The organism is Pseudomonas silensiensis (assembly GCF_050434865.1).
Classification (GTDB): domain Bacteria; phylum Pseudomonadota; class Gammaproteobacteria; order Pseudomonadales; family Pseudomonadaceae; genus Aquipseudomonas; species Aquipseudomonas fluorescens_W.
On sequence record NZ_JBNDJH010000008.1, the window covers coordinates 56,397 to 69,049 of the forward strand.

General features: G+C 61.3%; 10 protein-coding genes. 9 read left to right on the top strand and 1 reads right to left on the bottom strand.

The features are described from left to right. The 4 genes from otnK (at window position 1) to otnI (ending at window position 4,382) form a co-directional block, all read left to right on the top strand. Window positions 1-1,293 (top strand): 3-oxo-tetronate kinase, encoded by a 1,293-nt coding sequence (otnK, locus tag QF010_RS13720; protein ID WP_429533306.1) that lies wholly within the window; start codon window positions 1-3, stop codon window positions 1,291-1,293. After that, the gene (otnC, locus tag QF010_RS13725; protein WP_140682897.1) at window positions 1,290-1,928 is read left to right on the top strand and encodes a 3-oxo-tetronate 4-phosphate decarboxylase; all 639 of its coding nucleotides are present in this window, start codon (window positions 1,290-1,292) and stop codon (window positions 1,926-1,928) included. The genes otnK and otnC overlap by 4 nt, the downstream gene beginning before the upstream one ends. Window positions 1,929-2,117: 189 nt before the next feature. Beyond that, window positions 2,118-3,578: a GntT/GntP/DsdX family permease gene (locus tag QF010_RS13730; protein WP_429533307.1), complete on the top strand. Its 1,461-nt coding sequence runs from the start codon at window positions 2,118-2,120 to the stop codon at window positions 3,576-3,578. 21 nt (window positions 3,579-3,599) lie between these two features. Further along, the gene (otnI, locus tag QF010_RS13735; protein ID WP_429533308.1) at window positions 3,600-4,382 is read left to right on the top strand and encodes a 2-oxo-tetronate isomerase; all 783 of its coding nucleotides are present in this window, start codon (window positions 3,600-3,602) and stop codon (window positions 4,380-4,382) included. 54 nt (window positions 4,383-4,436) lie between these two features. Here otnI and QF010_RS13740 read toward each other — a convergent pair whose 3' ends face one another. After that, window positions 4,437-5,258, bottom strand: coding sequence for a DeoR/GlpR family DNA-binding transcription regulator (locus QF010_RS13740; protein WP_033054869.1), 822 nt, complete (start codon window positions 5,256-5,258; stop codon window positions 4,437-4,439). Between the two features lie 240 nt (window positions 5,259-5,498). On the opposite strand from QF010_RS13740, the gene QF010_RS13745 reads away from it, so the two are divergent. The 5 genes from QF010_RS13745 (at window position 5,499) to QF010_RS13765 (ending at window position 12,643) form a co-directional block, all read left to right on the top strand. After that, a complete protein-coding gene (locus QF010_RS13745; RefSeq protein WP_429533309.1) occupies window positions 5,499-6,596 on the top strand; it encodes a carboxynorspermidine decarboxylase in 1,098 nt (365 codons plus the stop codon). A gap of 27 nt (window positions 6,597-6,623) precedes the next feature. Further along, window positions 6,624-7,859, top strand: coding sequence for a saccharopine dehydrogenase family protein (locus tag QF010_RS13750; protein WP_429509975.1), 1,236 nt, complete (start codon window positions 6,624-6,626; stop codon window positions 7,857-7,859). Between the two features lie 347 nt (window positions 7,860-8,206). Continuing rightward, window positions 8,207-9,928: a type I secretion system permease/ATPase gene (locus QF010_RS13755; RefSeq protein WP_429533310.1), complete on the top strand. Its 1,722-nt coding sequence runs from the start codon at window positions 8,207-8,209 to the stop codon at window positions 9,926-9,928. Beyond that, window positions 9,921-11,291: an HlyD family type I secretion periplasmic adaptor subunit gene (locus QF010_RS13760; RefSeq protein WP_429533311.1), complete on the top strand. Its 1,371-nt coding sequence runs from the start codon at window positions 9,921-9,923 to the stop codon at window positions 11,289-11,291. Before QF010_RS13755 ends, QF010_RS13760 begins: the two co-directional genes overlap by 8 nt. 2 nt (window positions 11,292-11,293) lie before the next feature. Continuing rightward, window positions 11,294-12,643: a TolC family outer membrane protein gene (locus QF010_RS13765; protein ID WP_429533312.1), complete on the top strand. Its 1,350-nt coding sequence runs from the start codon at window positions 11,294-11,296 to the stop codon at window positions 12,641-12,643. The last annotated feature ends 10 nt before the right edge of the window (window positions 12,644-12,653 follow it).

Below are 12,653 nucleotides of genomic sequence, written 5' to 3' on the forward strand. Positions count from 1 at the left end.
ATGACTACCTCCACCGCACGCCCGCTGCTGGGCTGCATCGCCGACGATTTCACCGGTGCCACGGACCTGGCCAACATGCTGGTGCGCGGCGGAATGCGTACCGTGCAAAGCATCGGTATCCCGAGCGCAGACGTTGCCGCCGGGCTTGATGCCGATGCGATCGTCATCGCCCTGAAGTCCCGCACTGTTCCTGTCGCCGACGCGGTCGAACAATCCCTCACCGCACTGGCCTGGCTGCGCGAACAAGGCTGCGAGCAGATCTTCTTCAAATACTGCTCAACGTTTGACTCCACCGCGGCCGGCAATATCGGCCAGGTCAGCGAAGCACTGCTGGCCGCACTGGGTAGCGACTTCACCCTGGCTTGTCCGGCGTTTCCGGAAAATGGCCGCACAATCTTTCGCGGCCACTTGTTTGTGCAGGATCAACTGCTCAGCGAGTCGGGCATGCAGCATCACCCGCTGACGCCGATGACCGATGCCAACCTGGTTCGGGTCCTGCAATCGCAGACCGGCCTGAATGTCGGCCTGTTGCGCTACGACACCATTGCCCGCGGCGTTGAGCAGGTGCGTGCACGAATCGCCGAGCTGAGGGCGCAAGGTGTCGGCATGGCCATCGCGGATGCTCTGTCGGACAGCGATCTGTACACACTTGGCACCGCCTGTGCCGATCTGCCGTTGTTGACGGGTGGTTCGGGGCTGGCCCTGGGCCTGCCGGAAAATTTCCGTCGCGCCGGCAAGCTGCGCGACCTCGATGCCTCGAAGCTCCCGGCGGTGGTCGGTGGGGAAGTGGTGTTGGCCGGCAGTGCTTCGATCGCGACCAATGGACAAGTGGCGGCCTGGCTCGAAGCCGGGCGGCCTGCCTTGCGGATCGATCCGCTGGCCTTGGCGGCGGGGGAACCGGTGGTGGCGCAAGCCTTGGCCTTCGCCCGTGATAACGAGCAAACCGTATTGATCTACGCCACCAGCTCACCGGACGAGGTCAAGTCGGTGCAGCAGCAACTGGGTGTCGAGCAGGCTGGAAGCCTGGTGGAAAACGCCTTTGGCGAAATTGCCCAAGGTCTGCGCCAGAGCGGCGTGCGCCGCTTCGTGATTGCCGGCGGTGAAACCTCGGGCGCTGTGGTTCAGGCGTTGGGCGTACAGCTGCTGCAGATTGGCGCGCAGATCGATCCGGGTGTGCCGGCGACCGTCAGCAGTACTGACGAACCTTTGGCGCTGGCACTCAAATCGGGCAACTTCGGTGGCCGCGACTTCTTCAGCAAAGCCTTGAACCAACTCGCAGGAGGTGCTCAGTGAGTAACGAAAACGCCCTGCGCGAAGAAATCTGCGAGGTTGGCCGTAGCCTTTACCAGCGCGGTTACACCGTCGGCAGCGCCGGCAATATCAGTGCGCGCCTGGACGACGGCTGGTTGATCACACCGACCGATGTCTGCCTCGGGCGCCTCGATCCGGCGACCATCGCCAAGGTCAACCTGGCCGGCGAATGGGTGTCCGGTGACAAACCTTCAAAGACCCTGGCGCTGCATCGCCAGGTCTACGACCGCAACCCGAGTGTCGGCGGTGTGGTGCATACCCATTCCACACATCTGGTGGCGTTGACGCTGGCCGGTGTCTGGCAGGCAGACGACATCCTGCCGCCGCTGACGCCGTATCAGGTGATGAAAGTCGGGCATATCCCGTTGATTGGCTACCAGCGACCCGGATCGCCGAAGGTTGCCGAGCAAGTCGCGCAGCTGGCCAATAGTGTTCGCGGCGTGATGCTCGAACGGCTTGGCCCGGTGGTCTGGGAAAGTTCGGTCTCCAGGGCCAGTTACGCCTTGGAGGAGCTTGAGGAAACTGCGCGGCTCTGGCTGATGAGCCATCCCAAACCGGAACCTCTCGACCAGGCAGCTCTGGACGAGTTGCGAGAGACCTTCGGCGCGACCTGGTAACGCGCTGGCTTAACCCGACAAATCGATACAGCAGGCCCTGTACATGAGACGCGCAGCGACTCTCGACGGACCCGGCTTGCCTGAAAAAACAATAACAACAGGAAATCCAAGCATGACTCACCTTCACTGCGGCATTTTCAGATTCAGTGGCACAACCGTTTCGTTTACCCGGCGTGGAGGGCTTCTGAAATGAGCCCGTTAGTCCTGATGATTACCGCAGGGGTGGGCATCGCGCTGTTGTTGTTCCTGGTGCTCAAGTACAAGTTCCAACCCTTCGTAGCGTTGATGCTGGTGAGCATTCTGGTGGCGCTGGTGGCGGGAGTGAAACCGGCCGATCTGGTCGCCACCATTGAAGGCGGCATGGGCAAGACCCTGGGCCATATCGCGATCATCATTGCCTTGGGTGCGATGATCGGGCGGATCATCGAACTCTCCGGTGGTGCCGAGGCCTTGGCCAAGACCCTGATCACTCGTTTCGGCAACCGGCGTACACCGCTGGCGCTGACGATTGCCGGGTTCATGGTCGGGGTGCCGGTGTTCTTCGAGGTCGGCGTGATCATCCTGATGCCGCTGGCCTACGGTATTGCGCGCAGTGCGCGTAAGCCGCTGTTGGTCTTTGCACTGCCGATGTGCGCGGCCTTGTTGACCGTACACGCCTTTCTGCCGCCACACCCGGGCGCCGTGGCCGCTGCCAGTCAATTGGGCGCGGACCTGGGTCGCGTGCTGATGTTCGGTCTGCCGCTCACCGCGTTCCTTTGCTATGTCGGCTACCGCGTGGCCGGGCGCATGACCCGTCGGGTATACCCGATGACCGACGATATTCGTGCCGAGGTCTATGGCCCGCATGTCACCAACGAGGATCTGGCCGCCTGGTCCAATGGCAACGACAAGAGCCCTGAACGAGCGGCTGTGGCCGCGTCGCACATGGGCCTGGAAGAGTCCACCAGCAGCATCGTTTCCAAGTTGCCGCCGGCCCCTCCACCGGGGTTTGGTTTGATCGTCAGCCTGATCCTGCTGCCCATCATTCTGATTCTGCTGGGAACGCTGTCCACCTCGTTGCTGCCTGTCGAATCGACCTTGCGCGGCATCATGACCGTGCTCGGTGCGCCGCTGGTGGCGCTGCTGATCGACACCTTGCTGTGTGCCTGGTTGCTGGGTTCGCGTCGGGGCTGGAGCCGGACTCAGGTGTCCGACGTGATCGGTTCGGCCTTGCCCGGTGTGGCCATGGTGATCCTGATTGCCGGTGCGGGCGGGGTGTTTGGCAAGGTGCTGGTGGATACCGGAATCGGCGCCGTGGTCTCCGATATGCTGCGCACCACCGGTCTGCCGGTGCTGGCGCTGGGCTTTCTGCTGACCCTGCTGTTGCGCGCGGTGCAGGGCTCGACGACGGTGGCGCTGGTGACCACTGCCGGCATCATCAGCCCGCTGATTGCGACCCTCGATCTCACGGCGAATCACATGGCGCTGCTGTGCCTGGCCATGGGTGGTGGCGGGTTGGCCATGTCCCATATCAATGACGCCGGTTACTGGATCTTCACCAAGCTGTCCGGGCTGAACGTGGCCGACGGCTTGCGCACCTGGACGGTGTTGACCACCTTGCTCGGCACCTTGGGTTTCTGTATTACCCTGCTGATCTGGCCGTTTGTCTGACTCTTAATCTCAGGAGCTACCATGCCTCGTTTTGCTGCCAACCTCAGCATGCTCTACCCGGAACATGCGTTTCTGGATCGCTTCGCCGCCGCGGCTGCCGATGGTTTCGAAGCGGTGGAGTATCTGTTTCCCTACGACTACAGCGCTGAAGAACTCAAGCAACGCTTGAGCGACAACGGCCTGGTGCAGGCACTGTTCAATGCGCCGCCCGGTGATTGGGCGGCGGGCGAGCGGGGCACGGTGTCGTTGCCGGGCCGTGAGAGTGAGTTCCGTAGCGGTTTTGATCGCGCCCTGGAGTACGCCGGCGTGCTGGGCAACTCACGCATCCATGTCATGGCCGGCCTGCTGCCGTCAGAGAGTGATCGGGCACGGCATCACGCCATTTATCTGGAAAACCTGGCCTATGCCACCGCCCAAGCGGCGAAGGCCGGTGTCACGGTATTGCTCGAGCCGATCAATACACGAGACATGCCGGGCTTTTTCCTCAACCGCCAGGACCAGGCCCAGGCCATCTGCAAGGAAGTCGGCGCCAGTAACCTGAAGGTTCAGTTCGACTGTTATCACTGCCAAATCGTTGAAGGCGACCTGGCCACCAAACTCCGTCGGGACTTCGACGGTATCGGCCATATCCAGATCGCCGGCGTGCCGGACCGACATGAACCGGACTTGGGAGAAGTCAACTATCCCTATCTGTTCGAGTTGATCGACCAGTTGGGGTATGACGGCTGGGTAGGGTGCGAATATCGGCCGCGTGGCAACACGTCTGCCGGCTTGCAGTGGTTGCGGGACTGGAAGGCGCGCTAAGCGCAACAGAGAAGGGAAAGGCGGGCTCTGCTGAGATGCAGGAGCCCGTTTTTTTTAGGCCGGAGGATTGTCAGACGGCAGCAACAGATCGACTCCCTGCTTGCGAATGCCATCGGCCGCGGCCGGGGCCAACGCATCGTCGCTGAGGATAATGTCGAACTGCTCGAGCCCGGCAATCTTGTACATGCTGAATGTGCCGTACTTCGAACTGCTGGCCACCAGCACCACTTGCGAGGCCGATTGCATCGCGGCTTGTTTCACCTCCACCTTCAGCGCCGAAGGCGTGGTGAGGCCGCGACGCAAATCCCAAGAACTAGTCGATATGAACGCGATGTCGGTGACGACCTGGCGCAAGGTGGCAACCGCCAGGCCGCCGACGCACGATTGATTGGAGTGATCCAGCTGCCCGCCGGTATGAATCACCGTGACATGGGGGGCTTCGATCAGCGCCTGGACAATGCCGAAGTCGTTAGTCACCACGGTCATGCCGGACAGCGCCTTGATGTAAGGGACGATTTCCAGCGTGCTGGTTCCCGCATCCAGGTAAATCGTCATATCGGCATGCAGTAGCCGGGCGGCGAGCCTGGCCATGGCCTGCTTCTGCGGCAACTCGACCACCGCCTTGAGCTGATGGCTGGGCTCACTATGAAGCTGGCTGGCGATCCGCACCCCACCCGTTACCGAGTAAGCACGACCTTCCTGCTCCAGCAGCGCGATATCGCGACGTATGGTCATGTGCGAACAGTCGAACATTTCCATCAACTGGTGCACGCTCAGCACCTGATGCTTGCGCAACTGTCGCAGCATTAATTCACGGCGCTGCTCAGGAATCATCGGTGCGCCGCTTTCGGCGGCGATGTCCTTTTGATTAGGCATTCGGGCTCCAGATTAAGGAAGGCTGACGGTATCGCTAACGGTCAAACATAGTAGCGAATCTGTGGCGGGATCAGTAGCGCGGCGATGTGACGGGGCCTGGGGACAAAGGCGGTCATGGGTGGTTGGGACTAAAATTGAGCCACGTTTCGCGTGGTAAGGGCTTCCTGCTCTTTCGATATGTAGCGAGTGAAGGCACAATGCGCATCCTTTTTTGGCTGGCCTTGCCGGAGGCGCCTCGAAATGATCAAAACGCCGTACTACCTCATCGATAAACAAAAGCTGCTGGCGAACATGCAGAAGATCGCCTATGTGCGCGAGCAATCCGGGGCCAAAGCGCTCCTGGCACTCAAGTGCTTCGCCACCTGGTCGGTGTTCGACCTGATGCAGCAATACATGGACGGCACCACGTCGTCGTCGCTCTATGAGCTCAAGCTCGGTCGACAGAAGTTCGCTGGCGAGACCCATGCCTACAGCGTGGCCTGGGCCGACGACGAGATCGAAGAGATGCTCGACAACTGCGACAAGATCATCTTCAACTCCATCAGCCAGTTGCAGCGCTACGCCGAGGCTTCGGCGGGCAAGGTGCGCGGCCTGCGGGTCAATCCGCAGGTGAGCAGCTCGGATTATCTGCTGGCCGACCCTGCGCGGCCGTTCAGCCGTCTGGGCGAGTGGGACCCGGTGAAAATCGAACAGGTCATCGAACAGATCTCTGGCTTCATGTTCCACAACAACTGCGAGAACGGTGATTTCGGCCTGTTCGACCAGATGCTGTGCACCATCGAAGAACGCTTCGGCGACTTGCTGCACAAGGTCGAGTGGGTCAGCCTCGGTGGCGGCATCCACTTCACTGGCGAAGGCTACGCCCTGGATGCGTTCTGTGCGCGCCTCAAGGCCTTCTCGCAAAAATACGGCGTGCAGGTTTACCTCGAACCGGGCGAAGCGGCCATCACACAGAGCGCGTCGCTGGAAGTCACCGTGCTCGACACCCTCTACAACGGCAAGAACCTGGCGGTCGTAGACAGCTCCATCGAAGCGCATATGCTCGATCTGCTGATCTATCGCCTGAATGCCAAGCTCGCGCCTAGCGATGGCGAACACACGTACATGGTGTGCGGTAAATCCTGCCTGGCCGGCGACATTTTCGGTGAGTATCAATTTGATCGCCCGCTGGCTATCGGAGATCGGCTGTCGTTCATCGACGCGGCGGGTTACACCATGGTCAAGAAGAACTGGTTCAACGGCCTGAAAATGCCGTCCATCGTAGTGAAACAACTCGACGGTACAGTCGAGGTGGTTCGTGAGTTTGGTTTCAACGACTACATGTCCAGCCTTTCGTAAGCTGGCAGATAAGGAGAGAGAGAAAAATTGAAGAAGAACGTGCTTATCATTGGTGCAGGAGGTGTCGCCAAGGTGGTGGCCCACAAGTGCGCGCAGCACAACGATGAACTCGGTCGTATTGCTATCGCGTCGCGCAACATCTCCAAGTGCCAGGCCATCATCGACAGCGTCAAGGCCAAGGGCAGCCTCAAAGTGCCCGCCGAAATCCTGGCCTTCTCGCTGAACGCGCTGGATGTCGAAGCGACCAAGGCGCTGATCCGCGAAACCGGATCGCAGATCGTCATCAACGTCGGTTCCGCCTTCCTCAACATGTCGGTGCTGCGCGCCTGCATCGATACCGGCGTCGCCTATCTGGACACCGCCATCCACGAAGAGCCGGGCAAAATCTGCGAAACGCCGCCCTGGTATGGCAACTACGAGTGGAACCACCTCGAAGAGTGCAAAGAGAAGAACATTACCGCCATTCTCGGCGTGGGCTTCGACCCAGGTGTGGTCAACGCCTATGCAGCACTGGCGCAACAACAGTATTTCGACCGCATTGACTCGATCGACATTCTCGACGTCAACGCCGGTTCCCATGGCAAGTATTTCGCCACCAATTTCGACCCGGAAATCAACTTCCGCGAATTCACCGGACAAGTGTGGAGCTGGCAGAACAGTCAGTGGACCAGCAACACGATGTTCGAAGTCAAACGCACCGACGACCTGCCGGTCGTAGGCGCGCAGAACCTGTACCTGACCGGCCACGATGAAGTGCACTCGCTGTCGAAGAACCTCGACGTGCCCAACGTGCGTTTCTGGATGAGCTTCGGCGAGCACTACATCAATGTGTTCACTGTGCTCAGGAACCTCGGCCTGCTCTCCGAGCAACCGGTCAAGACCGCCGAAGGCCTGGAAGTCGTGCCGCTGAAAGTGGTCAAGGCCGTGCTCCCTGATCCGAGCTCGCTGGCGCCTGGCTACACCGGCAAGACCTGCATCGGCGATCTGGTCAAGGGCACCAAGGATGGCCAGCCGCGCGAAGTGTTCATCTACAACGTGGCTGATCATGAAGACGCTTACGCGGAAACTGACAGCCAGGGCATTTCCTATACCGCAGGCGTGCCGCCCGTGGCCGCAGCCCTGCTGGTCGCCCGTGGCGAGTGGGACGTGCAGCGCATGGCCAACGTCGAGGAGCTTCCGGCTGAGCCGTTCCTCAAGGCGCTGGATGTGATGGGCCTGCCGACCCGCATCAAGGACGAGAATGGAGATCGTCCCTGGAGCTGAAACGCTTGAGGCCCGCAACATACAGGTGAACCTCGTTTCCCGCTCCATACGCAAAAACGCCGCTCTTTGAGCGGCGTTTTGCTTTGTGCGTAATCGGTTGGGCTGGTTGAGGACGAGATCAAGAACGCTGCATCGAACATTCCCGCCTGTCACCCCACATGCAAACCCAGCGCGTCGAACCGGCACTATCCCGTGGTGGCGTGGTCAGTAATTGGCGCTTGTAGTGGCGAGGGTCGTCTTTGATAACGACGCGTCAGGCTACGTTTAGTGTTTTCTCCATGCCTTAGGGCAAACGTACGCGATGGATTGCGTCTTGGACCGACTTTTCCTTTTGCGGGCGACACTTTATGGGTTTGCTTCTCGATCCGCGTCATGACATTGATGCCGCTTTATTAAGCTATCGCAAGGTGTTCTGGTCGCTGGCGCTGTTCAGTGGGGTGATCAACCTGCTGGTGCTGGTGCCGTCGCTCTACATGATGCAGGTGTACGACCGGGTTCTCACCAGCCGCAACGAAACCACCTTGTTCATGCTCACCTTGATCGCGCTGGGACTGTTCATGTTCAGCGCCCTGATCGAGTGGGCGCGTGGCGAGGTGATGATTCGCATGAGCGCGGGGCTGGACGATGCCTTGGGCGAACGGATCTTCGACGCCGCCTTCGCCCGCAGCCTGCGCGAGCACAACGCCAACCCGGCGCAGGTGCTCACCGATCTGGCGACGCTGCGGCAGTTGATCACCGGCCAGGGCCTGATCGCCTTGCTCGATGCGCCGTGGTTGCCAATTTTCCTGCTGGTGGCGTTCATCTTTCATCCCTGGTTCGGCCTGCTGACGCTGGTTCTGGCCCTGGTGCTGATTGGCCTGGCGCTGTGGGGAGAGTTGTCGACTCGCACACGCTTGGGCGAAGCCAATCGCCTGGGTGTGCAGTCGTCGATCTATCTAAACAGTACGTTTCACAATGCCGAAGTGATCCAGGCCCTGGGCATGCTCGGGCCGTTGCGCCAGCGCTGGAGCCTGCTGCAGCAACGCATCATTGCCGCCCAGGCCCATGCCAGCGACCGCGGCGCGCGTATCACTTCGATGACCCGTTTCGTGCGCATCTCCGGACAGTCTTTGGCCCTCGGCTTAGGGGCTTTGCTGGTGCTTGAAGGCCAATTGTCGGCGGGCATGATGATTGCGATGTCGCTGCTGCTGGGGCGTGCCCTGGCGCCCGTGGAAATCGCCATTGGCTCGTGGAAGCAATTCAACTCCGGCCGCCAGAGCTACCAGCGCCTGAGCCAACTGCTTGCCCAGCATCCGCGCGAGCGCCCGCGCATGCCTTTGCCCGCGCCCACCGGGGCTGTGCGCCTGGAGCAGTTGTATGTCGGCCCGCCCGGCGCCACGCAACCGATCCTGCGCGGCATCAATTTCAGCCTGGCCAAAGGTGATGTGCTCGCCGTCGTCGGCCCCAGCGCCAGTGGTAAATCAACCCTGGCCCGGGCGATGGTCGGCGTATGGCCGGCCTTGGGCGGTTCGGTGCGCCTGGACGACGCCGAGATCAGTCAATGGTCCCACGACGCCCTGGGCCCGCACCTTGGATACCTGCCGCAGGACATCGAACTGTTCGACGGCAGTGTGGCCGACAACATTGCCCGCTTCGGCGAGCAGGACGCCGACAAGATCATCGCCGCCGGGCGTCACGCCGGCATTCACGAGATGATCCTGAGGTTTCCCAAAGGTTACGACACGCCGCTGGGCCCCGGCGGGCTTGGCTTGTCCGGTGGACAAAAGCAACGCATCGGTCTGGCTCGCGCGCTCTATGGGCGCCCGTCGTTGATTGTGCTCGATGAGCCCAACTCCAACCTCGATGACGCCGGAGAGCGGGCGCTGGTGCAGGCCATCAGTGTGCTCAAGGCTGCTGGCAGCACCGTGGTGCTGATTACCCACCGGCCTAATGTGCTGGCGGTGGTCGATCACATCCTGGTGCTCAAGGACGGCACTCAACAAGCATTCGGTCCGCGGGACCAGGTGCTCAAGGCATTGATGCCGGGGCCGAGACCGGCCGCGGTAAGGGAGACTGGCGAAGATGCGTGATCTTACCCCTGGGGCACAAACGTACAGCGAGCAGGGCCAGAGCGTGCGCGGCGCCACAACGCTGCCCTGCGCCAGTACCGACGCTGGAGGGGCGGCACGCTATGGCGTGGGTTTCCTGGTCCTGACGCTGGGTGGCTTCCTGCTCTGGGCCTGCCTGGCGCCGCTCGACCAGGGTGTCGTCGGCAGTGGCACCGTGGTGGTGGCGGGCGAACGCAAGGCTGTGCAGTCGTTGGTCGGTGGGGTCGTGGAAAAGCTGCTGGTCAGCGATGGCGACCGCGTCACCCAGGGGCAGTTGCTGGTTCAGTTCAATACGGTGCAGGCGCAGTCGCAACTGGACGTGACCCTGGGCAAGTTGCTCAACGATCGCAGCGTCGAGGCGCGGTTGATTGCCGAGCGCCTGGGCTCAGCCGAGATCCAATGGCCCGCTGAACTGCTGGAACGCGCCAACGAGCCACGGGTCAAGGCGTCCATGGCCTTGCAGAGCCAGTTGTTTCTGACCCGCCGCGCAGAACTGGGCAGCCGCTTGCAGATCATCGAACACGAAGCTGCGGCATTGCAGCAGCAATTGCACGGCTACGAAGGCGTCAAGCGCAACTACGACACGCAGATGAGCTTCCAGCAGCAAGAGCTGGAAGGTCTGCGCGAATTGGCCCGTGAAGGCTACATTCCGCGCAACAAACTCTTCGAGGCCGAACGCAACGCAGCCCAATTGGCCGGGCAGATTTCCTCCGGGGTGGGCGATGTCGGCAGGACCCGCCAGGCGATCAATGAAAGCCGGCTCAAGGCCTTGCAGGCGCAGCAGGAATTTCGCCGCGATGCCGAAACCCAGCTCAGCGAGGTCTCTGCCGAGGCGGCAGGTTATGCCGATCAGATTCGTGCCTTGCAGTTTGAAGTCGACAACGGTGCGATCCGTGCGCCGGTGTCCGGGCAGGTCATGGACGTGAGCATTCATACAGTCGGGGGTGTTGCGCAAGCCGGCCAAACCCTGATGCAGGTGGTGCCGCTGGATGCGCCGATGGCGATCACCGCGCATTTCGAGCCGCTGATGGCCAACAAGTTGCGCCCGGGTCTGCCGGTGCATGTGCATTTCACCGCGCTGCAACGGGTGGATACGCCGACGGTCACCGGCACGGTGACTACGGTGTCGGCGGACCAGTTGATCAATGAACAGACGCACCAGCCGTACTTTTCCGCCAAGGTCGAAATTCCCGCCGACACCGTCGCCTCGCTGCAGGCCGCCGGCCTGCTGGTGCGCCCCGGCATGCTCGCCGATGTCACGGTGGTGACGGGGGAACGCACCTTGATGAATTACCTGATGAAGCCTTTGCGTGAACGCTTGCTTGCCGCCTTCAAAGAGGAGTGAGCATGACCGTACAGTTCCGATATAGCGCCCGCTTGTTGCTGAGTCTGTGTGCCGGTTGGGGGGCGATCAGTCCTGCCTGGGCGGTCCAGGAGAAACTGAGCCTGACCGCTGCCTACGATGCTTCGCGCCTCAACGACCCGACCGTGCAATCGGCCGCCCATGCCTTTGATGCTTCGACGCATGAAGAGGCGATAGGCCGCGGCGGCCTGTATCCGCAAGTGTCGTTGACCTCGCGCTATGGTTACGGCGGTCGGACCGATGGCGGCAGCGACAGCAGCTATGTCAACAGTAACGATTACCAAGCGAACAACGTCACCCTGGCGGCGCAGCAACCGCTCTATGACAAAGGGCGCTGGGCGGCGTACCAGGAGGGCAAGGCGCGGGGGCAGTTGGGGAACCAGCTGTTCGATGTTGCCGGCCAGACCCTGTACGACAGAGTTGCCAAAGGCTACTTCGATGTTGCCCGTGCCGAGAACGAGATCAAGCTGATCGCCCAGCAAAAGACCGCCATCAATGGTTTGGTGACGCAGAGCAAAAAGCTTTACCAGGGCGGCCAGGGCGCGATCACCGATGTCGATGAAGCCCAGGCGCGGCTCGATCTTGTCGAAGCCCAGGAGACTGAAGCCCAGGCTCACCGTGTGGCTGCGTTACGGGCGTTGTCCGGTCGCGCCAGTGTGGCCATCGATGCCATCCAGTCGATGCGCGAAGAGCTGCCGACCGGGAGTCCCATTCTACCGGAGCGGGATTTGTCGTACTGGACGGCGATTGCCCGAGAAGCCAACCCAGAGCTGGCAGCCCGGCTGGCGGCGGTGAAAGTCGCCGAAGCGCAGGCCGACAGCCAGCGCGCCGGGCATTATCCGACCTTGTCGCTGACCACTCAGCTCAGTCGCCGGGAAAGTCGTCAGTATCAGGAGCAAGACCCGCGGCAGGACTCGTATTACGTGGGGGTTCAGCTGGATATTCCGTTGTATCGCGGCGGTGCGGTACGCGCCTCGGTAGCGAAGGCCGAAGCGCAAGTGGCCGGTGCCCAGTCCGACTACGACGTACAGCGTCAACAGTTGGCCGAGGACATCGAGATCGACTATCTGGGCGTCGTCGCCGGGTTCGCCAAGAGTAAGGCGATGCTGCGGGCGGTGGAGTCTAATCAGCGGGCGCTGACCTCGACGGAAAAAGGCTTCCAGGGGGGAGTGCGCTCCACGGTGGATATTCTTGATGCGCAGCAGCGAGTGTTCCAGGCCCGTCGAGATTTGCTCAACACCAAGCTCGACATGCTGCAAAGCTACGTGAGCCTGCACACCCACACTGGTCAGATGAACCGCGCAGTCCTGGAACAAGTGCAAAGCCTGTTCTGAGAAATGAAGC